The organism is Mucilaginibacter panaciglaebae, assembly GCF_039539265.1.
Lineage (GTDB): Bacteria > Bacteroidota > Bacteroidia > Sphingobacteriales > Sphingobacteriaceae > Mucilaginibacter > Mucilaginibacter panaciglaebae.
The window spans coordinates 79,111-102,229 of the sequence record NZ_BAABCV010000012.1; the positions used below are offsets into that span (position 1 = coordinate 79,111).

The 23,119-nt window shown below is 42.3% G+C and carries 21 protein-coding genes; 10 read left to right on the forward strand and 11 right to left on the reverse strand.

Going from position 1 to position 23,119, the window contains the following annotated elements:
• The first annotated feature begins 59 nt into the window (after positions 1-59).
• On the forward strand, positions 60-572 hold the full coding sequence (locus ABD772_RS15715) for a gamma carbonic anhydrase family protein (protein WP_345106557.1): 513 nt from the start codon (positions 60-62) through the stop codon (positions 570-572).
• Here ABD772_RS15715 and ABD772_RS15720 read toward each other — a convergent pair.
• The 5 genes from ABD772_RS15720 to ABD772_RS15735 form a co-directional block, all read right to left on the reverse strand.
• Positions 562-2,208 carry an Ig-like domain-containing domain gene (locus tag ABD772_RS15720; protein ID WP_345106560.1) on the reverse strand — a complete coding sequence of 549 codons (1,647 nt, stop codon included), beginning with the start codon at positions 2,206-2,208 and terminating at the stop codon, positions 562-564. The two genes, ABD772_RS15715 and ABD772_RS15720, sit on opposite strands and share 11 nt — an antisense overlap.
• A 112-nt stretch (positions 2,209-2,320) precedes the next feature.
• Positions 2,321-4,183, reverse strand: coding sequence for a tRNA uridine-5-carboxymethylaminomethyl(34) synthesis enzyme MnmG (mnmG, locus tag ABD772_RS15725; RefSeq protein WP_345106562.1), 1,863 nt, complete (start codon positions 4,181-4,183; stop codon positions 2,321-2,323).
• A gap of 69 nt (positions 4,184-4,252) precedes the next feature.
• Positions 4,253-4,498 (reverse strand): CBU_0592 family membrane protein, encoded by a 246-nt coding sequence (locus ABD772_RS17610; RefSeq protein WP_425562841.1) that lies wholly within the window; start codon positions 4,496-4,498, stop codon positions 4,253-4,255.
• 6 nt (positions 4,499-4,504) lie between these two features.
• Positions 4,505-6,373, reverse strand: a complete 1,869-nt coding sequence (locus tag ABD772_RS15730; RefSeq protein ID WP_345106564.1) for an ABC-F family ATP-binding cassette domain-containing protein — start codon at positions 6,371-6,373, stop codon at positions 4,505-4,507.
• Positions 6,370-7,026 (reverse strand): NAD-dependent epimerase/dehydratase family protein, encoded by a 657-nt coding sequence (locus tag ABD772_RS15735; RefSeq protein ID WP_345106567.1) that lies wholly within the window; start codon positions 7,024-7,026, stop codon positions 6,370-6,372. The genes ABD772_RS15730 and ABD772_RS15735 overlap by 4 nt, the downstream gene beginning before the upstream one ends.
• A gap of 84 nt (positions 7,027-7,110) precedes the next feature.
• On the opposite strand from ABD772_RS15735, the gene ABD772_RS15740 reads away from it, so the two are divergent.
• From ABD772_RS15740 to ABD772_RS15760, 5 genes are all read left to right on the forward strand, one after another.
• The gene (locus tag ABD772_RS15740; protein WP_345106570.1) at positions 7,111-7,824 is read left to right on the forward strand and encodes a pirin family protein; all 714 of its coding nucleotides are present in this window, start codon (positions 7,111-7,113) and stop codon (positions 7,822-7,824) included.
• Positions 7,825-7,912: 88 nt separating this feature from the next.
• Positions 7,913-8,692 (forward strand): MlaE family ABC transporter permease, encoded by a 780-nt coding sequence (locus ABD772_RS15745; RefSeq protein ID WP_345106573.1) that lies wholly within the window; start codon positions 7,913-7,915, stop codon positions 8,690-8,692.
• Positions 8,693-8,696: 4 nt separating this feature from the next.
• Positions 8,697-9,524: an ABC transporter ATP-binding protein gene (locus ABD772_RS15750; RefSeq protein ID WP_345106576.1), complete on the forward strand. Its 828-nt coding sequence runs from the start codon at positions 8,697-8,699 to the stop codon at positions 9,522-9,524.
• Positions 9,521-10,273, forward strand: coding sequence for an MlaD family protein (locus ABD772_RS15755; RefSeq protein WP_345106578.1), 753 nt, complete (start codon positions 9,521-9,523; stop codon positions 10,271-10,273). The genes ABD772_RS15750 and ABD772_RS15755 overlap by 4 nt, the downstream gene beginning before the upstream one ends.
• A gap of 75 nt (positions 10,274-10,348) precedes the next feature.
• A complete protein-coding gene (locus ABD772_RS15760; RefSeq protein ID WP_345106581.1) occupies positions 10,349-10,915 on the forward strand; it encodes a TetR/AcrR family transcriptional regulator in 567 nt (188 codons plus the stop codon).
• Between the two features lie 65 nt (positions 10,916-10,980).
• On the opposite strand, the gene ABD772_RS15765 is transcribed toward ABD772_RS15760, so the two are convergent.
• The 4 genes from ABD772_RS15765 to ABD772_RS15780 are packed head-to-tail and all read right to left on the reverse strand — an operon-like array spanning position 10,981 to position 15,740.
• Positions 10,981-11,493: a glutathione peroxidase gene (locus ABD772_RS15765; RefSeq protein ID WP_345106584.1), complete on the reverse strand. Its 513-nt coding sequence runs from the start codon at positions 11,491-11,493 to the stop codon at positions 10,981-10,983.
• A gap of 41 nt (positions 11,494-11,534) precedes the next feature.
• Entirely contained in the window at positions 11,535-11,966 is a 432-nt protein-coding gene (gene ybeY, locus ABD772_RS15770; protein ID WP_345106587.1) for an rRNA maturation RNase YbeY, read from the reverse strand.
• A complete protein-coding gene (locus ABD772_RS15775; RefSeq protein WP_345106590.1) occupies positions 11,966-12,388 on the reverse strand; it encodes an ATP-binding protein in 423 nt (140 codons plus the stop codon). Before ABD772_RS15775 ends, ybeY begins: the two co-directional genes overlap by 1 nt.
• 1 nt (position 12,389) lies before the next feature.
• Positions 12,390-15,740, reverse strand: a complete 3,351-nt coding sequence (locus tag ABD772_RS15780) for a DUF4175 family protein (protein WP_345106593.1) — start codon at positions 15,738-15,740, stop codon at positions 12,390-12,392.
• A gap of 321 nt (positions 15,741-16,061) precedes the next feature.
• Between ABD772_RS15780 and ABD772_RS15785 the strand changes: the two genes are divergently transcribed.
• From ABD772_RS15785 to ABD772_RS15800, 4 genes are all read left to right on the forward strand, one after another.
• Positions 16,062-16,490, forward strand: coding sequence for a MarR family winged helix-turn-helix transcriptional regulator (locus tag ABD772_RS15785; protein ID WP_345106595.1), 429 nt, complete (start codon positions 16,062-16,064; stop codon positions 16,488-16,490).
• Between the two features lie 36 nt (positions 16,491-16,526).
• On the forward strand, positions 16,527-17,792 hold the full coding sequence (locus ABD772_RS15790) for an MFS transporter (protein WP_345106598.1): 1,266 nt from the start codon (positions 16,527-16,529) through the stop codon (positions 17,790-17,792).
• 68 nt (positions 17,793-17,860) lie between these two features.
• Entirely contained in the window at positions 17,861-18,586 is a 726-nt protein-coding gene (locus tag ABD772_RS15795) for a hypothetical protein (protein ID WP_345106601.1), read from the forward strand.
• Positions 18,587-19,048: 462 nt separating this feature from the next.
• Positions 19,049-19,360: a hypothetical protein gene (locus tag ABD772_RS15800; RefSeq protein ID WP_345106604.1), complete on the forward strand. Its 312-nt coding sequence runs from the start codon at positions 19,049-19,051 to the stop codon at positions 19,358-19,360.
• On the opposite strand, the gene ABD772_RS15805 is transcribed toward ABD772_RS15800, so the two are convergent.
• Both ABD772_RS15805 and ABD772_RS15810 read right to left on the reverse strand, forming a co-directional pair.
• Positions 19,361-20,200 carry a sugar phosphate isomerase/epimerase family protein gene (locus tag ABD772_RS15805; RefSeq protein ID WP_345106607.1) on the reverse strand — a complete coding sequence of 280 codons (840 nt, stop codon included), beginning with the start codon at positions 20,198-20,200 and terminating at the stop codon, positions 19,361-19,363.
• 32 nt (positions 20,201-20,232) lie between these two features.
• On the reverse strand, positions 20,233-22,926 hold the full coding sequence (locus tag ABD772_RS15810) for a PQQ-dependent sugar dehydrogenase (protein ID WP_345106610.1): 2,694 nt from the start codon (positions 22,924-22,926) through the stop codon (positions 20,233-20,235).
• Positions 22,927-23,119 lie beyond the last annotated feature (193 nt).

The following is a 23,119-nucleotide window of genomic DNA, read 5'->3' on the forward strand; positions in this document are numbered from 1 at the left end:
TCAAACATAGGAAAAATAAAGTTTTTAGTGTAAATTCACTCAATTACTTATTAATAACTATGCCTGTTATTCTCCCTGTTAAAAATAAAAAGCCTGTTTGGGGCGATGACTGTTTTATAGCTGAAAATGCCACCATAGTTGGTGATGTAATTATGGGCGATAAATGCTCCGTATGGTTTAATGCTGTTATTCGCGGAGACGTGAATTATATTAAAATAGGGAATAACTCCAATATTCAGGACGGCGCCGTAATCCATTGCACGTATAATGGTGCCGCTACTAACATCGGTAATTATGTATCTATCGGACATAATGCACTGGTTCATGGCTGCACCTTGAAAGACCATAGCCTTGTAGGTATGCGCGCTATTGTGATGGACAATGCGGTGGTTGAAGAATATGTAATTATTGGCGCTGGATCAGTTGTTTTAGAGGGAACCATTTGCGAGTCGGGCTATTTATATGCCGGTACGCCAGCCAAAAAGATAAAACCGCTAACCAGCGAACAACGTGCTATACTGGACCGCCTACCTGATAATTACGTGATGTATTCTGGTTGGTTTAAGGACTAATGATTTCACGTGGAACATCGACCGTTTCCTCAGTATCCCAATTAGGGCGCAGGATAAAGACCTTATTGTAAGCCCAGATATTTTCAGGTTGACGGTTTTCTTTTATACTTCCCGAATCCCACTTACCGTTTTTGTTATCATCATAAACTACTCTTATACGGAATTTACCCACGTAAATATTTCGGTAAGTGAGCGTTGCCTTTTGCTTAATAACATCACTTCTGATGGGGTCGCCTTGTTCATTTAGCAATTGGACAATATAGTTTCTGGCCGTATCAGGCACATTTATTTTGAGCGATAAATTGGTATAAGATTCAGGCGTGGCAATTGAAAACTTCTTTACTTGCAATTTATTCTTATCGCCATATATGTCAGTAATTGCTCCTTCTTGTAAAACTAATTGGTAAGCAGCTTTTTGTTTCCAGGGGTATTTAATATTCAACACCTTACCGGCGACACCTGTATCTTTGGTCATAGTAAATTTTACCAGGTTCGAATCTTCTTTTAAGCCCATGAGGGAGGGGTCAAAAGCTTCAATTGGCATGTTTGCATATACTTTCAAATCGGTGCCGCTTCTTAGCTGGCTCATTTGCGTTGTGCCGTATCTGAAAGCCAGGTTTCGAGTAAACGATTCTTTACGACCTTTGCGCAAGTAGGTAGTATCTATGGGTTTATTATTGTCATAAAAGGCAAACCGTATAGAATCAAAGTCCATATTTTTTGAATAGATAACCACCGTATCCTTCGTTTTGTTAAAGTCTACTATCTTTTGTGCATCAATACCATCAGGATACAAAATTTTAACAGAAGGCCTGGTTAAGGATTTATTAAAAATAAATCGCATCGAGCCGTCATTCTGAAATGTTTTTTCTACAAAGCGGAATTTAGTTGGGGCCTGTTTAAAAAGCTTCAGATTAATGGTGGAGGTATCGTGTGTAAAGTTGATGAGATGTGTTGAGAAAGCAATCAATTCATCCTCGTTGTTATAAACCTTGTCCGGGCTTTTTTCTTTTAAAGCATATATTTTGTAAACGCCCTCTTTTAAGTTTGATATTTTAAAACTACCGGTCGAGTCGGTTGTGGTATAAAGACTGGGTTTCTTTTTGCCAAATAATAACGAGTCCTGTTTTAAAGTAAACAGCATTACCGTAACATCTTTTTCTTTTTGTTCAGTTTCGTTATTGGTTACCGTACCGGCCATGGTTAAAGAGTCGATATGATTCCCGCTCGAAAAAACATAGGTAAAGTTTTTCAGCACGTTGTTTTCGTTTACATCGCCAATGGCTTTGCCGAAGTTGATAACATAGGTAGTGTTTTTTTGTAACGAATCTTTTAATTCAATGATCAAACTTTTTGAGCGGACTTTGTAATCTGGATTTTTATCGGGAGCGGGGAATACGGTAATTTCCTGATATTGGTTATTCAATTTAAAGTATTCGTCAAAATCCAGTTTGATTTCTTTCGCTGTAAAATTGTGCGTCAAATTTGGAGGAGTCGCCTTCAATAATTTTGGCGGATCGTGATCTTTAGGCCCGCCTTGGGGTCTTTGTTGTACCGCACAGCTATAAACCACCAGGGCTATCAAAAAAAACAGAAAAATCCGGCCCGAAAAAGGCACTTTTTTATTTAACGTCATTTTTAGGCTATATAAACGATTTTTTAATTTTGATGAAGATTACCATTTAAAAATTGAAAAAAGCGTTTAAAATTAACATTTTATAATTAATTGATTTACAGTTGTTTATATATTATTTAGAAATATGAACCATCAAAACCGAAATATCAGAGGGTGACACGCCTGATATCCTGGATGCCTGACCTAACGTACGAGGTTTTATCTTCATCAATTTTTCCCGTGCTTCTTTTGACAAAGATTGCATCAGATGATAATTGAAATCCGGATTGATCTCTTTGTCCTCCATCTTTTTCATCCGTTCTACAATATCCATTTCCTTTTCAAAATAACTCTCGTATTTAATTTTTATTTCAGCCTGCTCAATGGTTTCTTTTTCAAATTGTGATAAGTACTCCTTAAGGTCAGGGCTAACTCTTGTAAGGTCATTGATGGATACCTGTGGTCGGCTAACTAAATTAAAAAGTCTGGCGGCTTGCGATACCGGAGAAGTCCCCAATTCTTCAAGTAGTTTATTTACGCCGGCCTGATCTATCGAACGGGTACGTGTATAAGCAACAATATCATCAGAATCTTTAATCTTCTGATTAACTTTTTCCATGCGCTCGTCATTGATTAACCCCAGTTCATATCCAATAGGGGTCAGGCGTATATCGGCGTTGTCTTGTCTCAATAATAAACGATGCTCTGCCCTTGAGGTAAACATCCGGTAAGGTTCTTCAGTACCTTTAGTCACCAGGTCGTCAATTAATACGCCAATATATGATTCTGATCTTTTCATGATCAGTTCATGTTTGTCTTTTAGTTTTTGATGCGCATTGATGCCGGCAATAAATCCTTGAGAAGCGGCTTCTTCATAGCCTGTGGTGCCATTGATCTGGCCAGCGAAATACAGATTGCTGATCAGCTTGGTCTCCAATGTCAGACTTAATTGAGTGGGCGGGAAGTAATCATACTCTATAGCATATCCCGGTCTGAACATTTTGGCGTTTTCGAATCCCGGAATTTGAGTCAGTGCTTTATATTGAACATCTTCCGGTAATGAGGTAGAAAAACCATTAACATATATCTCAACGGTATTTAAACCTTCGGGTTCAACAAATATTTGATGCCGGTCGCGTTCAGCAAAACGGTTAATCTTATCTTCAATAGAGGGGCAATAACGAGGCCCCAATCCTTTTATCCTGCCGGTAAACATGGGCGATTTTTCGAACCCTTCTTTTAAGGTCTCATGTACCTTGGTGTTGGTGTAGGTTATCCAGCAGCAGCGTTGTTCTTTTATTTGCTCAACATCCGTATATGAAAAGCGGCCTCTTACCTCATCTCCCCATTGCTCTTCCATTAAAGAATAATTCAAACTGCGTCCGTCAATACGGGGAGGGGTGCCGGTTTTCATTCTGCCCGATTCAAACCCGAGCGTAACTAACTGTTCCGTAATACCGGTGCTTGCTTTCTCTGCAGCGCGTCCGCCTCCAAATTTTTTCTCACCAATATGAATGATGCCGTTCATAAATGTGCCATTGGTTAATACCACGGCATCGGCCTCAACTTCCATACCCAACGAGGTGCGCACCCCTTTAATAGTGTCGCCGCTCACTAATAATGAGCTTACGGTATCTTGCCAAAAGTCAACATTTGGTGTTCTTTCTAACGCCAGACGCCATTCCTCGGCAAACCGCATACGGTCGCTTTGTGCACGAGGGCTCCACATAGCGGGCCCTTTTGACTGGTTCAACATCCTGAATTGAATAGATGTTTTATCAGTAATGATGCCGGAGTATCCGCCTATAGCATCAATTTCGCGTACAATTTGGCCCTTGGCAACACCGCCCATTGCCGGGTTGCAACTCATTTGAGCAATAGTACCCATATTCATAGTAATCAGCAAAACGGACGAGCCAAGATTGGCTGCCGCCGCTGCTGCTTCACAGCCGGCATGACCGGCGCCTACTACTACGATATCATATTTTTTAAACATTTGAACCTCCATGTTCCACGTGGAACATTAACCCTTTGGCTTTTCGTAAAGTTCCACGTGGAACACATTTTAATTAGACGTTCCACGTGGAACTTTTATAAATGATATTAATGCAAACGTTGCCCAAATAGCCTCTAATACCACAAAAGGGTAGAAGTTAATCAGGAAAGAAGAATAACAACACATGCCCGCACCTAAGAAATTCATAAAACAATACGGCTTGCTATTTGCCGGTATTTTCTTGTATAAATTTAATAAGAACGCTATTAGTAATATAATTACACCTATTGACGCTATGATATCTGATAATTTCATATCAAATTAAACTTCTTTAAGTTCAGATAGTTCTATCCAACGCATGCTCTTTTCGTCTAATTGACTATTTAAAGCGGCTACTTTATTGGCTGCCTCCAGGATTTCATTATTATCTAAACCAGCGTTTAACCTTTCGTTCAGCATTTTTAACTCTATTTCAAGTGCCGCAATATCTTTCTCTAACGTTTCAAATTCCTTTTGTTGTTTAAAACTCAGCTTATTTTTTACTGATATAGGGGCAGCTGCCGCCGGAGTTTCTACGCTTTTGGCAGAGCGCTCCTGTTGTTTTTGTTCTTCCTGTTCTATCCTGTATGAAGAGTAATTGCCATTATAAACCCGCACATGGCCTTTTTCTTCAACAATAAATAGTTGCTCGGTTAACTTATCCAATAAATAACGATCATGCGAAACGATCATTAGTACGCCTGGATAGGTAGTTAAAAATTCCTCCAACACATTCAGCGTATCTATATCCAAATCATTAGTGGGCTCATCCAGGATTAAAAAATTGGGGTTTTTCATCAGGATGCCCATTAGCTGGAGTCGTTTTTTCTCTCCACCGCTCAGTTTAGAGATAAACCCATATTGTTTATTGGGAGGAAATAAGAATAATGTTAGTAAAGCCGAGGCAGAAATAGTCTTGCCGTCGGCCATAGTGATAAACTCAGCCACATTCTTGACCACATCAATCACCCGGTCGTCTTCCTTAAACGTAATGCCCGATTGATGAAAATAGCCTAAAACAGTGGTTTCTCCCGTTTCTATACGGCCGCTATCGGGTTTTAAATTACCGGTGATCATATTTAGCAAAGTCGATTTACCACTACCATTTTTTCCGGCCAATCCTATTCGGTCGCCTTTTTTAAATACATAGCTAAAGTGATCTGTATAGGTATTACCATTAAAAGCTTTACTGATGTCATGCAACTCCATGATCTTATTACCCTGGCGGGCCGTTTTAACACTTAATTCAACCTGTTGTCGCGGCCCATTATTTTTGGTTTTAGCTTCCAGATCATAAAAAGCATCAATTCTCGACTTTGATTTCGTACCACGCGCTTTAGGCTGGCGGCGCATCCACTCTAATTCTTTACGTAAAAGATTGGAGTTTTTCTGGTAAGTAGCTTCGTCAGAAGCTTCGCGTTCTGCCTTTTTCTCCAGGTAATATGCATAGTTACCTACATAGGGGATTATTTTTCCTTTATCAATTTCTAAGATCTCATTACAGACATTATCCAGGAAGTAGCGGTCGTGTGTTACCATCAGGATAGTCTTTGATCCTTCGGTCAATAACTTTTCCAACCATTCAATGGTGTCAATATCCAGGTGGTTGGTCGGTTCATCCAAAATATAAAACTCCGGATCATCTATCAGCAATTTGGCCAAAGCCAGCCGTTTTTTCTGTCCACCCGATAGGGTATTTATAGGCTGATGGAGATGATGAATATCAAGCCGGCCTAAAATGGTTTTGATCTTATATTCGTATTCCCACGCATCTACTTCACTCAACTCATTCATTACCGCCTCTAACGCTTTGGTATTGTCCGGATCATTCTCCAGCAATTCTTCGTATTTACGTATGGCCTGTTGCTGGACATTGTCGGCGTGAAAAATATAATCACTGATAGTAACGGCGTTTTTAAAGTCGGGGTCCTGCTCCAGGTAGCCCATGCGCAGATCTTTGATCTGTACCACTTTGCCCTCAGTAGGCAAAAACTGCCCGGCTAATAATTTCAACAAGGTAGATTTACCGGCTCCATTAACGCCTACAAGGGCCACACGCCGGCCTTTGTTAATACCTAATGTAAGGTTTTTAAACAGCCAGTGGTCATGGAAAGAATGACCCAGATTTTCGACAGATATATAGGTGCTCACGCTCTTTTCTTTATTTCGTCAGACGTATAAGTAATAATATCTGACTGGTTTGTTAATGATTGTTTGTACATAGCTTTAGCAACATCCAAAGCATTGATTGCCCGGTATTTTTTTAATTTTCCCACTAAAAGCGGGCCGATTATTTTCATCACAAAAACAGCGATGCTTTCTAACACCCTGGGCTTGTTTCTGTGGCCAATTAATATGGAAGGCTGATAAATAAATAAGCCTTTTAATCCTACTTTTTTCAGATCGTTCTCCGTATCGCCTTTGATCTTGGTATAAAAGTTAGACGATTCTGACCGGGCTCCCATCGCCGAAACATAATGGTACTGATCAATCCCTTTTTTTAATGCTATTTGTGCCAGCCTTACCGGATAATCATGATCAACTTTTCGGTAATCATCCAGGTCCGGGGTGTCGCGCCTCGTTGTACCCAGGCAGCAAAAAATAACGTCCCCGGTTATCTCATCTTCATAATTATTCAGATGATCAAAATCAGCAACAATTTTTTTAAGCTTTTTATTGCTTAATTTTATTTTTTTTCTGCTGATACTTAATACTTCAGTATAATCGGGCTGAGCCAACAATACATCTAATAATTTACTGCCAATTAGTCCGCTTGCACCAACGATTACTGCTTTCTTTGTCATTAAAAACGTGGAAATTCGCGCAAAAATACACAATATAAATTAGTGGAATAAATATTGTATGTTTAAACATATAAATTCAATGATATGAAAACTATATTTTATCCTGCCAATGAGCGGGGAACAGCTAACCACGGTTGGTTAAAAGCGAATTTTTCTTTCAGCTTTGCGGGATATTATGATCCCAATAAAGTTCATTTTGGTGCTTTAAGAGTACTAAATGATGATATTATTGCCGGTGGCGCGGGCTTTGGCACCCATCCTCATGATAACATGGAGATTATCACCATCCCGATCAGCGGAGCTTTGGAGCACAAAGACAGCATGGGCAATATTGGTGTTATACACGCCGGCGAAGTTCAGGTAATGAGCGCCGGTACGGGTGTGGAGCATTCAGAATATAACCATTCAAAAACAGAACAGGCTAATACCCTCCAGATATGGCTGTTTCCTAAATTCAAAAATATTGCACCCCGTTACGATCAAAAGGATTTTAAAGACAAATTCAAACCGAACGAATTTACTACGCTGGTGACCGGCGACAAAAATGTGGACGCTCTATGGATCAACCAGGATGCTACATTTTCATTAGGCGAATTTGAAGCAGGCAATAGCACTACTTACGACCTAAAACTTGCCGGAAATGGTGCTTACGTGTTTGTTTTAGAAGGTTCTGTGAAAATAGACGGGCAGGTTTTAAACAAAAAAGATGCGCTAGGTGTTTATGATACCAGTTCAATTATTATTGATACCCAGGTAAATAGCCGCATACTTATTATAGATGTGCCGATGCTTCAGTAATTTCTTGTTGTCCCTGGGGTCAGGCAAATTGGATGTAAAAACAATTTAGTAAAACTTTGTTGTTAATACATTAAATAAAAACGACCCCATGGCAGAAGAAATTACCATACCAGCCTGGAAAAGATGGCTGGAAGACATAGGTGAGCAGGTGACCTTCTTTGTCCGCTTTATCAAAAACATTTTCGCAGGCGGATTCGAATGGTCGGAATTTGTTCGTCAATGTTATGAAATAGGGTACCGATCGTTTATGCTGGTTGGTGTTACATCCTTTATTATGGGCGTGGTGTTAATTTTACAATTAAGGCCCACCCTGGTAGAGTTTGGGGCTGCGAGTATGTTGCCTAAAACACTCTCCGTTTCTTTTATCCGAGAAATAGGCCCGGTTATTATTGCCATTATATGCGCGGGCAAAATTGCTTCGAGTATCGGCGCTGAGTTGGGCAGCATGAAAGTAACCGAGCAGTTGGATGCTATGGACGTATCGGGCGCTAATCCGGTACAGTACCTGGTTGTAACACGCATATTAGCTACCACTTTCATGGTTCCGCTACTCTCTGTAATGGGCGATGTGATTGGCCTTATCGGAGGCTTCCTTGCCCTGAACCTGCGTGATCATATGAGTCTGTCTCTATATGCTACCAAGGTAGTTGCCTCGTTAGACTATACAGATTTTATACCCGCCTTTATTAAAACCATATTTTTTGGCCTGGCCATCGGCTTTGTGGGCTGTTATAAAGGCTTCCACTCTTCTCGTGGAACAGCAAGTGTGGGCCTGGCCGCCAATTCAGCAGTAGTAACTGCCTCATTGTGGATTTTCGTGATCGATGCTATCGCCGTTCAAATAACCAGTTTGTTGTTTTACAGTTAAACTTATGGAAGAGAAAGAAGAAGCAAGGCACCAAGCGGAAGAAACGGCGTTGGCCAACCCTGAGAAGGAGCAACGTAAAAATGACAGGGGGAAAACCGAGGTTGTCATTGAGATTAAACATCTCAAAAAATCATTCGGCTCCAAGGATGTTTTAAAGGATATTAATTTAACAGTTCATCGCGGCGAGAACGTGGTGGTACTGGGGCGTTCAGGTCAGGGCAAGTCGGTTACTATCCAGTGCATAGTGGGTATGTTAACGCCTGACGAAGGTACACTTAAGGTGTTTAACGAGGATGTTTCTGCACTAAATGAACAAGAACTAAAAGATCTGCGGATAAAAATTGGATTCTTATTCCAAAGCGGGGCCTTGTATGATTCCATGACCGTACGCGAAAATCTTGAATTTCCGCTCACACGCGTTTTGAAGATCAAAGACCAGGCGGATATAGACAAGCGGGTAGAGGAAGTCTTAGACAGCGTAGGATTGACTGATTCGGCCGACAAAATGCCTGCAGACCTGTCTGGTGGTATGCGTAAACGTGCGGGGCTGGCCCGTACGCTGATTATCAAGCCCGAAATCATGTTATATGATGAGCCTACGACCGGTTTGGATCCGATCACCTCCCGCGAGATCAGCGAACTAATCCTGAACATGCAGAAAAAGTATAAAACCACCTCTATCATCATTACACACGATATGGAGTGTGCCCGCATCACTGCCGACCGCGTGGTGATTATGAATGATGGCGAATATATTGAAGAAGGCACATTTGATAGCCTTCAAAACTCGAAGAATAAAACTGTAAAATCATTTTTTAAAGATATCTCATGAAAACAACTCCATCGCAAAAAGTAAGAATAGGCCTGTTCACCTTTGCGGGTTTGCTGGTTGTTATAGCTGCCGTGTTTTTTATCGGCAACCAAAAAAGCTTGTTTAGCGCTACGTTTAAGTTGAATGGCATGTTTAATAACGTTAATGGCTTGCAGGTAGGGAATAACGTTCGGTTTGCCGGTATCAACGTTGGGGTGGTCGATGATATCAATATCATAAATGACACTACTGTTAAAGTAACGCTGACCATCAATGAGGACGTTAAGAAATTCGTAAAAAAAGATGCACGCATGAGTATAGGCAGCGATGGGTTAATGGGCGATAAACTGGTTGTACTGATGCCTGGCGGCTCCAACACTACGCAAATGGTTAAGGACGGCGACCTTATTGGATCAGTTAACCCGGTAGATGTAGATAAGATCATTGGAAAATTTACCAAAATGGCCGATAATGCCGGTACACTGATTGACAACCTGGGCCAGATTGTAGCTAAAATAAACCATGGGCAGGGTAGCTTAGGCAGGCTGTTGAATAATGATAAAATGGCGAAAGAAATGGAAAATACCGTTAGCCAGGCTAAAGCCACCATTAAAACCGTACATAAAACCTCTGCGACTTTAAACGAAGACCTGAAGGCTGCTCAGCACAATTTCCTGCTTAAAGGGTTTTTTAAGAAAAAGCAAAAAGTCGAAAAAGCCAGACAAGACTCTATTAAAAAAGCACAGGAAAAAGCAGCGAAAAAAAATTAGCAAAATTTAAATGTAATTTATTTACGGTCAGGTTAATTAGTTTGTATATTTATAGACCAACCAGTCTATAATGCCTTGAGCAAACAAGAACAAATTCAGGCTACCGCACTAAGGTTGTTCGTAGCCGACGGATTTCATGGTACACCCACAGCCAAAATTGCTGCCCAAGCGGGCGTAGCCAATGGTACGTTATTTTATCATTACAAAACCAAGGAAGATCTGGTGGTTGCCCTGTATAATAAGATCCAGGACGAGCAGGCGGCTAACGTCCAGGCTATAGTTAATAAAGATGATTTTGTTTCCATCAAATTCAGAAACATTTTTATTTATTCAGTAAACTGGGCGCTGAATAACCGCGACAAGTTTTACTATATACAGCAGTTTAAGTTCTCGCCGCATTTATCGCAAATATCGCCCCAGACACAGCAACAGCACACTGTCGGCTACTTTGCAGTAATCGACGAGGGTATCCGCAAAAAACTACTGAAACAACAGCCGGTAAGCCTGATCATATCCATGTTTAACGGCCATGTGTACGGTATTTATCAATACCTTATTGCTAATGATTTTGAACCGGCCGAAAAGGAAAAAATCATCAATGATGGATACGAAATGCTGTGGGACATGGTTAAATATATGTAGAGCATTAGTCTAAAAGAGAAAAAGCAAACCAATTGGTTTGCTTTTTCTCTTTTAGACCGTAACAATTACAAATTGCTGGTAATCGCCGGATCCATTGGTGTTACCTTTGAACGGAAACGGTGAATCAGTTTGCCATTCTCATCTAACAAGAATTTTTCAAAGTTCCATTTGATCTCGCCGGTAAAGTCTGGATTTTCTGCTTCTGTCAGGTATTTGAACAGCGGTGCGATGTCATCACCCTTAACACTTACTTTCGTACTCATCGGGAAGGTTACTTTGTATAAATCTGAACAGAACGTTTTAATCTCCGCATCAGTACCCGGTTCCTGTCCGCCAAAATTGTTTGCGGGGAAACCAACTACTACTAACTTGTCTTTGTAGATTTCCGCCAATTTCTCGAGCTCCGCATACTGTTTGGTAAAGCCGCATTTTGACGCAGTGTTAACTACCAGGATTTTTTTGCCTTTAAATTTGGCTAATGAGAAGTCTTTGCCTTCAATGGTTTTTAATTTAAAATCGTAAACTGACGCTGTTTTGGTGACAAACAGGAGTGCCAGACAAATTGCTAATATTTTCATGTTGTTTTAATTTGGTTTCTTGTGAGTGTTATGATGTAAAATTACTTAATAAATTGACGCTTAGCCAAATAGTAATCTTCTTTTTCTGTCATTTTTTTCTTGTCGACGGCAGATTTATCTTTATAACCCAGCAAATGCAATGCGCCGTGGATGATAACCCGGTGCAATTCGTCAACCTCAGCAACCTTGAATTTTTCTGAATTTTCCTTGACCCTGGGGATAGAAATAAAGATATCGCCGACTATGTGCCCTTGCTGTTCACTGTTGTCAAAGGTGACGATATCGGTATAGGTATCATGATCCAGGTATTGCTGATTGATTTGGAGCAGATACTCGTCCGAGCAAAGAATATAGTTAAGCTCGCTTAGTTTAAAGCCTTCGGCAACGATGGTATTGGTTATCCACTGCCTGACTTTTATTTTATCTTTTATTTTGTAGGTAATATCCTCCTCAAAAAACTGGATAGCCGGCATTATAATTTAAATAGCAGTTCAACTTCGTTGCCCTTAGCGTTAAATACGCATTGGTCTGCCAGGTGCTTAACGATGAAAACGCCGCGGCCGGTTAAGTTTTCCAGATTTTCTTCCGCAGTTGGATCGGGCAGGTTATTATAATCGAACCCTTCGCCCTCATCGGTAATTGTCCAGGTGGCGCGTTTGGGGTCAACCTCAACGTTTACAATTACCTTTTTCTCGGGGTCTAATTTATTGCCGTGAACAATGGCGTTAGTGACCACCTCGTTAAGGGAGGTCATCATGTTTGCAAAAATGTCGTCAGCAACCTGGTATTTATCAGCAATTTCCTCGATCAAATTTTCCAATAACGTAATACTCTCCCGCTTTGAGGGCAGCTGTAAAGTATATAAGTCGGTGGTTTGAATAGGTGCTTGGTCCATATTATTTTGCATTAAGTTGATCAAAATACGATTTTATTTTTTGCTTATAGTACAAATTAAGCGCAGGGGACACTGTTTTAATTTGTTCCGTTTGTTTTCCTTTAACCTGTTGGTAATCTTGCAGTGCCTTTATATACCCCGGGGGTATATCCTTGCCAGCGTTGCTCTCTCTTTGTTTATCTTGCTCTCTCTCTTGTTCTGCTTTTTCGGCCTCCAGTAAACGCGTGTGAATTTCCTGTTGGCGTTTAATTACGTCGTCTGTTATTCTCCTGTTTACGATATCTTTTTCAGTTTGTTCCATCTGACGGGATATTTTGTCGGCATCTTTAACACCGGTGCCGCCATCTTTACTTTGTTCATTATTTAATTGCTGCAACGACTGACGGATCATTTGTTGCTCGCGTGCCATTTTTGCCAATTGCTCGCTCATCTGGTTGCGCTGGCTTTGGCCCATCGGCATACCGCCTTGCTTTTGCATTTGTTCGCGCATTTTTTGCATGTTCTGGCTCAATTTCTCTTCCATTTGACGCAATTGCGAAACAGACGTCTGCTTGCCTTTACCGCTCTTACCACTCTTGTTCATTTTGTTTTGCAATTGCGAAAGCGCGTCGGCCAGCATGAGCGCCAGGTTATTCATTGATGTCATGGCATATTGCTGGTTGCGGTTAGCTTCGGCGGTATGGCGTTCGCCTAAATTATTCAGAGCATTATCAATTTGTGTATTAATTGCGGCTATTTCACGGTTTACGGTCGACTGTATTTGCGGAATACGCTTGCTCAGCGAAAATAAGCTATCCTCGGCGGTTTTTAAATTATCCTTTATATTTTTTTGAGTTTGCGCAGCCGTAACATATTGCGGGTCTGAAGCGCTCATGCTACGCAAAGACTCCATTATTTTTTCCTGGCTGAACGAGCTGTTTACCAGGCTTTTCAGTAGCTCGCGCAATTGTCTGGCATCAACTTCTATTTGTTTGCTTTCCTGATCTTCCTGTTCCTGCTCCATCTGCTGCGCCATCTGCTGCATTTGCTTCGCCGCGTTTTGTTGCGATTGTGAAGCCTTTGATTTATTGTTTTTTGACAACTGGTCAGCGCTTTCCTGCATCTGGTTTTGGATCTCGTTTTCTTCGCTTTGCGGGTTGGTAAAATCCTGCTTATTACCCGGATTTTCCAAATCCTTCAAATTCTTTTTGATATCCTCGAATTCTTTGTTCAGATTTTCCTGTTGTTGTTTCAAGCGGTCTGTGCTCTCTTTATCTGCCTGTGGATTGGTGTCATTTTGTTTTTGTTGATCGGCCTGCTTGCTTTGATCAGAAAGGTTCTGCTGCTTCTCCGACAGCTTTTTTAACTGGTTGATGTTTTGATTTAGCTTTTGGTCAAACTCCAGCTTTTTATATAGTTCAAGCATCCGGTCAAGCTCTTTTTTCAGCGACTTATTGTCCATCTGCATTTTGGATAGCTCATTACGGGTGCCTTCTTTTTGTTCCTGCTGCATCAGCTGTTGTAAACGTTGTAAAAGCTCTTTGGTTTTTGGATCGAGAACATTATTCAATAAATTTTCAATTTGCTTTTGTTCTTCCAGTAATTCTTTATTCTGCTGCTCGTTTTCACGGCGGTTATACAGGTTCTTTTTATTGTCTTCCTGGATTTGTTTCACCAGATCATCCAAATCCTTCCGTTTTTGCATCAGATCCTCGACCTGTTTCTTTTCGTCAAAAGACAATGAATTTTTATTCAGCAGTGTCTGCTCTATTTTTTTGGAGTCGCGCTCTATCTGGTCGGCCAGTTTAATGGCCGATTGCATTTTTTGTTTAACGCCGGTGGTGCCGGCATTTAGTTCATCGCGCAGTTCTTTGGCGTCCGGCACATGTAATGAGCGCTCGGCTGTTCGCGCTTTTTGCGGGCCGTTTACCTCATCGTTATCGGCCACCTCGAAGAAATAAGTGACCTGGTCGCCAGGCCTGATGCCCATTTCTTTCAGGTTCCAGAAATAAAAGAAGTCTGACAGCGATTGGTTCAGATCAGCATTAATTGACTTCACCATTTGTTTATTACCAGCATCCGGAGAGCCTATGCGATAATGAAAGGTCAGCGATGAAAACCCATGGTCGTCCTGGATCTTGCCATTAAAATAAAATGCCTGGTGGCTAATCGAATCTGGTTTTTCGTCAACGCTGATGGTCGGCGGCTCATCGGCAATGGTGTTAATGCGGTATGATGCCGAGTCGCTTTGAGAAACCATTGCATTTTGTGGATTTAGTTTATAAACAGATGGTTTGTTAATCCGCTCTGTATGCTCAAACAAATCATCGCCAGTCGGCTTCAAATCGTAAGTTTTATCATTCATCCCGAAGGATAAAGCGCTTGCATTTTGTGTATGGAACAGCCATTTCACCGTTGTGCCTGCTGGTATGGTCAGATCACCGGCATTGGCCAGCGTTTCGGTTTTTTTATGCAGATAAGCCGGATATTTTAGCTCCACATCAAAATGCAGCAGTGACGGACGCAGGTTTACTTTAACTTCATAAGGCTTCGATACAAACCCGTTACCTATCAACCTGAAAGTTGTGTTTTGCTGCAAATTGCTGAACAGGTAATGAAAACGGGTGACATTTTCTTTATCCAGCTTAAATTCGGTACCGGCCAATTCAATATAAATATCATTAGGCAGCTGGTTGCCGGTCAATTTCAGATCAAGCTTTAAATCCTGGCCCTGTACGGCTGACAAATTAGAATTAAGCACCACAAACTGAAATGGGGCCACCGGCGTAAAATATTCGTTATGGCGCACGATGCGCTTAGTGCTTTCGGTCAAAACAGACGGCGCAGCCAGGCCAATGATAATGATTGCTGCGGCCGGAGCCAGCACCCATCTAAGGTATTTATGGTTGTCTTTAATATTAACGGCCGACGGAAACCGAACCGGACGCAAATGTTCAATCCGTTGATCTATGCTCGCCTCGATTAATGCACGGTGATGCTCATCTTGGGCTGCCAGCTTTTTTAACTGCAGGGTGTTGAGCAACTTGTCATTGATATCATTAAAATGTTTGCCAATAATAGCTGCCGCTTCGTCGTGAGTTAATGTCTTACCCAAGTGCATCAGCGCCATCAATGAAGGAACGATGAGCCAGCCAATTAAACCCAGGTTTAGCAGAATAAAGCCATAAAACAATATCCCCCTGAAAAACGAATTGAAATTACCAAAATACTCGCTCAGCGCAATAACTACATAGGCCGAAAACAGCCCGGCACACAAAAAGATAAGCCCCCTCAACAAATTGTTCAGGTAATACTTTTTGATCAAAGTATTGATCTTTTCGATCAGAACACTGTAGTTTTCAGCAGAGGACATAGTTGATGGTAAAATTACCGCTATTAGTGTTTAAACTGCAAAACACAACCTAAATTATATGTTGCCGAATTTTATACTAAATATACGTAAAATTAAAATGGACAATACCAACATTTTACTGTAAGTTGTTTACTTTTATAAATTACCTTTTAGCCAGGAAAGATTTGTTTGTCCGCCCGTCGGATTACCATTATTTGTCTCTGTTTTTTGCTCAAAAAAACAGCTAAATAGAATCTCGTTTCAAATTTACCGGCGCATGATAATCACAAAATATTCTTGGACTATATTTGTAAGGTAAACTTATTAGTTTGTCTTACAAATATGGATAATCTTGAATTTGTGGCTGATTTACGGGCCATAGCGGGTCGCCTGATCAAAAAACTTAGAAAGGAGTCAAGCACCGGGCAACAGCTGTCATTAACCGAACGCTCCACACTTGCGCTCTTGCATCAGCATAAAACCATGTTGCCAAGCGAGCTGGCCGCTACAGAAAAGATCACTAACCAGTCGATGTCAGAGATATTAAGGCATCTGTCTGAACTGGGCTTTATAACACGGGCAGCATCTGAGCAGGATAAACGAAAGGTGCACATCGGCTTATCGGCCGAGGGTGAAAAAACACTGCTGCGAGTACGTAGTGAGCGGGAACTGTGGCTGGCTAAAGCCATTGCCGCAACCTGCACGCCTAAGGAACAAGAATTATTAAAGCAGGCAATCGGCATACTTACCAAAATAGTGGAGTTTGAGTAGGCCGGATTTTTGGAGAGCGATTTAGAGGAGAACAAAATGGACATTACTACCTTCAAAGCATTCAGGAGCCGTAACTACCGGCTTTATTTTACAGGGCAATCAATATCATTAATTGGTACCTGGATGCAAAAAACTGCCGTAAGCTGGGTTATCTACACGCTTACCCATTCTACATTTATGCTTGGGCTTACGTTATTCGCCAGCCAGTTCCCCTCGTTTTTGTTTTCGCTGGTGGGCGGGGTGGTATCTGACAGATATAACAGGTTCCGTGTACTATTGGCTACACAGGTGGCATCTATGATACAGGCAGTGTTGTTAGCGGTATTAATTTTATTGAATCACTATGCAGTGTGGGAGATACTTGGATTAAGCGTGTTGCTGGGTATTATCAATGCTTTTGATGTACCTGCGCGGCAATCACTGGTTTACGACATGGTTGCTGATAAAAGCGACCTGCCCAACGCGCTGGCATTGAATTCGTCAATGGTCAACCTGTCCCGGCTGATAGGCCCGGCTATAGCAGGGATAATCTTGGAAGGCGTAGGCGACGGTGCTTGTTTCGTAGGTAACGCGATGAGCTTTGTGGCGGTTATTGCCTCATTATTGATGATGCGCCTGCCTAAATATGAGAAGAAACCACACACTAAAAATGTATTCGGCGAACTGCGCGAGGGGTTTTCTTATATCAAGCGCACGCCTTCTATTCTGTTTATATTGGTAATGCTGGCGCTGATCAGTTTAATGGTATTGCCCTATACCACGCTGATACCTTACTATGCCCGCGACGTTTTTAAAGGCACTGCACGGACATTTGGTATCATAGATAGTTTTATTGGTCTGGGTGCTTTTTCGGGGGCGATATTTCTTGCTTCGCTAAAAGCCGGGGCAAATCTTAAAAAAATACTCTTTATCAATACGCTGATTTTTGGTGCCGGGTTACTGGCATTTTCTCATGAGCATAATTATTACCTGGCTTTACTGTTTGTAACTATAGCCGGTTTCGGTATGATGTCGCAGATCACGGTAAGCAATACACTGATCCAAACAACTGTCGACCAAAATATGCGCGGCCGGGTGATCAGCTTTTATGCCATGGCCTTTTTCGGCATGCAGCCCTTAGGCGGATTATTGATCGGCGCTATTTCCAAATGGGTGGGCACACCAAATACCTTAATGGGCGAAGGTGTTGCGGCCCTATTGGTAGGAGCACTGCACTGGCGTTACCTGCGGCGTGAAAAGCTGAAGGCGCGGCGGAAGAAACCGGTAGTCGACCCAACGGTTATTCAGGCAGCGCAGGCTTAGGGCTTGACGTTAAAATATGTTAAACAGGGTTTGCCGGCGTTTATTAATACTATTTTGGTGCGATTAAAATGGTCAGAAGAATAAAATATATTGCAATACTGGCGGCAAGCGTATTAACGTTTGGCAAAGCCCGCGCGCAGGACCTTTTAAAAGGCCGGGTACAGGAGTTGCATAATGAGGTGCTGTTATCGGGTATTAAGGTTGAGAATTCAACCCAACACCAAACCGTTTATTCTGACCCCAAAGGAAACTTTATGATCCGCGCAAAAAAAGGCGATGTGCTTTATTTTACCGGAATGAACTACGTGCCTGATACTGTTTACCTGGCCGATCTTAAATACCGGGTGGTGTCGTTGGTATTAAAGCAAAATGAATTAAAAGAAGTAAAAGTGCGAAACACGGAAACTCATTTGGGCAACCTGAGTGCTGCTCCGGAAACCGGTCCGTTGGGAAGCAAGACCGTGGTTTATCAGCCGGGCGGTGGTTTAAAAGTTAAGATCTTTGATTCGCATAGCGACCAGAAAAAACGCGAAAAACTACAAAAGCTTGAAGAAGAAGGAGCGCAGTACCGGCAAATTGTCGCGGCGTTTAATGAGGAAACCGTAAAGAAGTATATCCCGCTTAGGGGGCAAGAGCTTAAAAACTTTATCCAAAGGTATATGCCCGATGCCGACACCTACTTTCGCGCTGATTTTAATATGGGTATGTATATTAACGATAGCTATAAAGAGTTTTTAAAGATCCCTGAGGATAAGCGGAAATCGCCAACCTACTTTCAACTCAACAATAACTGAGAAACAACAAAGCCGCATGTTTAAAAAGCATGCGGCTTGCTCATTTTATAGTCACTATTAGGGGCAAATATCAATTAACAGTTTCCATGATCAGTTAAAAAAGGGCCGAAATACTCTCGCAGTTTTCGACCCTACATCTACCTATGAAAAACAACCCTTGAGAGGGTTATAAAATACATAGACAAACGCAATGCCAGGGGTAATAACGCCATCACTTATAGGTAAATTGAGCCGAGAATAGCCTGGTGATGAATTAACCACGGAGAAAGCATTCCCCATTTAGGGAGCGATTTGCTCAAATTGTTGCTTAAAAGTTCAAGAAAGCGATAGTACGGGCTACGCACTGTTTGCAGAATAGATTTATAGCAATAAAGGGTAGGAGCATAAGCAGCTTTAAATATTTATTCTGCCGAAAATAAAAAGCTCAAACTATCCGCAAATCTTGTTGTTAAAGAATTTAATATGGAGTACAACGTATATCTGTTAGCTACCGATCCGAACAATCCTTGCCGCGATGTTATCCACTCAAGGGATACAGAGTTAAAAATAAGGGTATACTGTTTAAATTCGGACAGCTTTGTGCCTAATCCGAACGAGATACAGTTATTCGGGTATGCAAACGGGAAGTTGTACGCCTTTGAAACGATAGATATTTCTGCAGAAGATGCTTTGGATGTGGTAGGCGCTATACAGTGGTATGCTGACTATATCGACTACCCGCAGATGGAAATATTGCCCGAGGACCCACGCCCCGGGCAAAGTGTAGCTATGTAATTATACGCTTACTTTTGACAGGTACTCCATATTGATTTTCATACTTGCCAATGGCGATCCGGCCGGATATTCTTCCTGCTCAATGAAATAATAGTCGAGCCCTGCCAGCTTAGCCTGCTTAAGTAAACCGGCAATATCCAGGTTACCTTTACCAAACTCTACGCTGTTACGGCCTTTCATATCTTTTAAGTGCCATAGTTTAAAGCGGCCCTCATAATTTTTAAAGTACTCCAATGGATCTTTGCCGGCAGCAACCACCCAACCCAGGTCCATTTCCATAGTTACCAATTCGGGGTCGGTGTTTACTAACAAGATATCATATAAAGTCTGGCCTTGATCTGTTTTAAATTCGAAATCGTGATTATGGTAACCAAATTTCAAACCCGCAGCCTGACATTCTTCACCCGCTTTGTTAAAGCGTTCTGCAACTTTTTGATAGTTTGCTATGGTGTCGCCAGAGAAAGGCAGTGAAGAACATACCAAATATTCCTGTCCCGCTTCGGCAGCCTGGTCAATGGTTTTTTGCCAGTTGGCATCAATGCCGCAATGGCCGCTGCGCAGGGTCATATCCAGGTCTTTACACGTCTTTTTCATCTCTTTAGGGGTCAAACCGTAATATAAGCCCTTACCACTGGCAGCAGATTCTATTTGTTTAATACCCAGATCAGAAATAATTTTAAGAGTTCCTTTCGGATCTTTCAGCATTTCATCACGGAAAGTATACAGTTGTATACCAGGATCGCTGGTTGCCTTTTTTGGGGCAAATTTAAAAGAGGGCAACAATACTGACCCTACGGCCAGCGCACCCATGTTTTTCAGGAAATCCCTGCGCTTGTTCATAATGTATAGTGTTGAGTTGTTAATATATTCTGTTAATTACTATCCAAAAACTTAATGTTACTCACCTGTATTGGTGCGCCGGTAAATACAAAGTACAGATCGGTTATACCCAGGCCCGGCGGCAGCTCGGCTTTTACTTTATTGGTTGCATAAGTGCCGGTATATTTAGCAAGCAGTTTGCCTTTGGGCGAGCCGGCATAAATTTCAACGGTACCAACGGTTTCGCCGCTATTGCGGCGGGTGCCCAATGCTATTTGTTTAATGCCCGTTAAATCGATATTACTGAAGCACAGCCACGCACCGTCAGTTTTTGAGTTGGCAACAGTACTATCGCGGTTAAATGAAATGTCATGTACCCCGGTTGTCTTCGATACCGGCATTACCGGCGCATGTAGTACCAGCGTTTGTTCGCCGGTTTGTACAGGCAGCCCCTTAGCGCCGCGGTCTGTATAAGCTGCACGCAAGATAAAGCTACCGTCGGTATTTTTATTCCCTGCCGGGATGCTGGTAGTATAGCTGCCGCTAACCGGTAATGATTTTGCTTTAGCCGCAGGGTACGCCAAACTCAACACATATTTTACAATGGCTTTTGCGTCGCCGTCTGCAAGCGTAGGGTGTGCAGGCATCATGGCATCGCCCCAATTTCCTGAGCCGCCTGAAATGATTTTTTTAGCTAAGCGATCCGGAGCACCCGGATCGCCTTTATATTTAATGGCCACCTGGGTAAACGCAGGGCCCAATATTTTTTCTTTAACAGCGTGGCACGAGCGGCAATCGTTTTTGGCAATTAGGGCTATGGCGCTTGCATATTCGGCACCGGCGTCAACCGCGCCTTGTTTTGAGGCAATGGCTGTCATGTTAAAACCCTCAGACAAATAGTTGGCACTTACGGATACGCGCGACGCGGGTATCCGTTTGTTGGCAAGGCTGCCGTCTTCTTTATCAACAACACTTACATTATATTTAATGGTCTTACCCGGAAAGAAAAAGCTTGAATTGCCTTCTGTGACATTAAATTTAACCATCGGCGGCTCATTACCCGCATTTACCTGAACAGATTTACTGTTTTTAGCGCCATGCGAATCAGTTACGGTTAACAGGGCTTTATAAATTCCTCGTGTGGTTAATTGCAATGTTGGGTTTGCTTGCGCGATGGTTTTAAACAGCACGCCATTGCGGGTTATCTTCCACGAATAAGTTAATTCATCTTTGTCGGCATCGTTGGTTCCTGTTGATGACAGGCTAATTTTCATTGGCACGGCGCCCGCTGTTTTATTAACGGATGCCTGTACTTGTGGCTTACGATTACCCCCGTTGTATTCAATGCGGATAAGTTCGGCTTCGGGATTATCTTTGAAATAGCCGTTCCCATACTCCAATACATATAAATCGCCGCTTGGGCCAAATTTCATATCGATCGGTCCGCGTAATTTCAAGTCGGGCAAGAAGCGCTCCATGCCCACATAATTTCCATTGTCGTCGATAGACACCACGTTGATCCAGCCGCGAACCCAGTCGGTAATGAACCATTTGCCTTCGTAGTAGGCCGGGAACGTACGCGGAGCTCCGGTAAAATCATCAGCATGGAAAATTGGCCCGCCAACTGCGCTATCGCCGCCGCTTCCTAAAAGCGGGAACGTAGTGCTTTGCTGTTTTGAATAATAAATGAAGGCCGGAGTAGCAGGAGGCAGATCAGTTATGCCGGTATTGTTGGGCGAGGTGTTTCTTGGATGTGCGGCATCAAACCACTCGCCAGATTTTTTGGTTGCGAAGTTATAATGATTATAAGCAAAATTATTGCCGACAAAATATGGCCAGCCATAGAAGCCGGGTTTTTTAGCCTGGTTAAATTCGTCGTACGACTGCGGCCCGCGATGCTCAAAATCGTCAGTGCTACCGTCAGGGCCAACTTCGCCCCAGTACAGCCAGCCGGTTTTGCTATCTATGGTTAAGCGCCACGGGTTACGGTTACCCATGGTGTAAATTTCGGCTCGTGTTTTTGGTGTTCCGGGAGCAAAAAGATTTCCCTTGGGGATAGTATAGGTCCCGTTTGGTTCCGGGTGTATTCTCAGGATCTTGCCGCGCAGGTCATTACTGTTTGATGAGCCCTTCTGCGAATCCTCTGGTGACATGCCCGGACGTTCGTCCAGCGGAGAAAAACCGTCAGATGCACGAGAGAAGGTATTATCGCCAGTGCTCAAATATAAGTTCTTGTTTTTGTCAAAAACCATCCCACCGCCAACGTGGCAGCATTCATAACGCTGAACAACCACATCCAGCAGTTTTTTGCGCGATGAGATGTTCAGCGGACCCCTGCCGTCCCAGGTATAGCGCTCTAATGTGTTTTTGGGGTCATTACCCGCAGGCGAATAATAAACATATATCCAGTGATTCTTATAAAAATCGGGGTCCAGGACAACGCCTTGCAGGCCATCTTCGGCCTCACTCACTTCGCCGGTCTGGCTCACGTATTTGGTGCTTACTGCAAACTCGTGAATTACCGAGATCTTTTGCGTAGCCGGATCATACATTTTAAGTTTTCCTTTACGTTCGGCGTAAATAACTTTTCCATCTTTAAGTATCTGAAATTGCATAGGTTCTTCTATGCGTTGTGCCAGTACTACTTTGGTAAAGCGGCTGTCGTCAGGCCTGGTGTTTGACTGAGCCGAAGCATTTAAAAGTACGGTGGCTGTTAATAAGCCTGTGAGAAAAATACGTTTACACATAATTTTGGTTGTTAAGATAGCAATGAAAGCTGGTTTTGGTTGAGAATAAGCGCGCTGTATCGCCGATTTTTTACAAAAGAGCAAATTTGTTACATAAATCGCGCATAAATTGGCTTACAAACATATTTAAAATTCTGCGGATGTAGAATGACCGGATTAAGGAATCGTCCTTCTGCAGCTTTATGATTTAAAA

What these genes read in the sequence shown, in the direction of transcription:
- ABD772_RS15785 (WP_345106595.1), top strand. Translation starts at nt 16,062, where the DNA reads ATGGATAATCTTGAATTTGTGGCTGATTTACGGGCCATAGCGGGTCGC.
- ABD772_RS15765 (WP_345106584.1), bottom strand. Translation starts at nt 11,493, where the DNA reads ATGAAAATATTAGCAATTTGTCTGGCACTCCTGTTTGTCACCAAAACA.
- ABD772_RS15740 (WP_345106570.1), top strand. Translation starts at nt 7,111, where the DNA reads ATGAAAACTATATTTTATCCTGCCAATGAGCGGGGAACAGCTAACCAC.
- ABD772_RS17610 (WP_425562841.1), bottom strand. Translation starts at nt 4,498, where the DNA reads ATGAAATTATCAGATATCATAGCGTCAATAGGTGTAATTATATTACTA.
- ABD772_RS15775 (WP_345106590.1), bottom strand. Translation starts at nt 12,388, where the DNA reads ATGGACCAAGCACCTATTCAAACCACCGACTTATATACTTTACAGCTG.
- ABD772_RS15755 (WP_345106578.1), top strand. Translation starts at nt 9,521, where the DNA reads ATGAAAACAACTCCATCGCAAAAAGTAAGAATAGGCCTGTTCACCTTT.
- ybeY (WP_345106587.1), bottom strand. Translation starts at nt 11,966, where the DNA reads ATGCCGGCTATCCAGTTTTTTGAGGAGGATATTACCTACAAAATAAAA.
- ABD772_RS15720 (WP_345106560.1), bottom strand. Translation starts at nt 2,208, where the DNA reads ATGACGTTAAATAAAAAAGTGCCTTTTTCGGGCCGGATTTTTCTGTTT.
- ABD772_RS15795 (WP_345106601.1), top strand. Translation starts at nt 17,861, where the DNA reads ATGGTCAGAAGAATAAAATATATTGCAATACTGGCGGCAAGCGTATTA.
- ABD772_RS15735 (WP_345106567.1), bottom strand. Translation starts at nt 7,026, where the DNA reads ATGACAAAGAAAGCAGTAATCGTTGGTGCAAGCGGACTAATTGGCAGT.
- ABD772_RS15790 (WP_345106598.1), top strand. Translation starts at nt 16,527, where the DNA reads ATGGACATTACTACCTTCAAAGCATTCAGGAGCCGTAACTACCGGCTT.
- ABD772_RS15810 (WP_345106610.1), bottom strand. Translation starts at nt 22,926, where the DNA reads ATGTGTAAACGTATTTTTCTCACAGGCTTATTAACAGCCACCGTACTT.
- ABD772_RS15750 (WP_345106576.1), top strand. Translation starts at nt 8,697, where the DNA reads ATGGAAGAGAAAGAAGAAGCAAGGCACCAAGCGGAAGAAACGGCGTTG.
- ABD772_RS15715 (WP_345106557.1), top strand. Translation starts at nt 60, where the DNA reads ATGCCTGTTATTCTCCCTGTTAAAAATAAAAAGCCTGTTTGGGGCGAT.
- ABD772_RS15780 (WP_345106593.1), bottom strand. Translation starts at nt 15,740, where the DNA reads ATGTCCTCTGCTGAAAACTACAGTGTTCTGATCGAAAAGATCAATACT.
- ABD772_RS15800 (WP_345106604.1), top strand. Translation starts at nt 19,049, where the DNA reads ATGGAGTACAACGTATATCTGTTAGCTACCGATCCGAACAATCCTTGC.
- ABD772_RS15745 (WP_345106573.1), top strand. Translation starts at nt 7,913, where the DNA reads ATGGCAGAAGAAATTACCATACCAGCCTGGAAAAGATGGCTGGAAGAC.
- mnmG (WP_345106562.1), bottom strand. Translation starts at nt 4,183, where the DNA reads ATGTTTAAAAAATATGATATCGTAGTAGTAGGCGCCGGTCATGCCGGC.
- ABD772_RS15805 (WP_345106607.1), bottom strand. Translation starts at nt 20,200, where the DNA reads ATGAACAAGCGCAGGGATTTCCTGAAAAACATGGGTGCGCTGGCCGTA.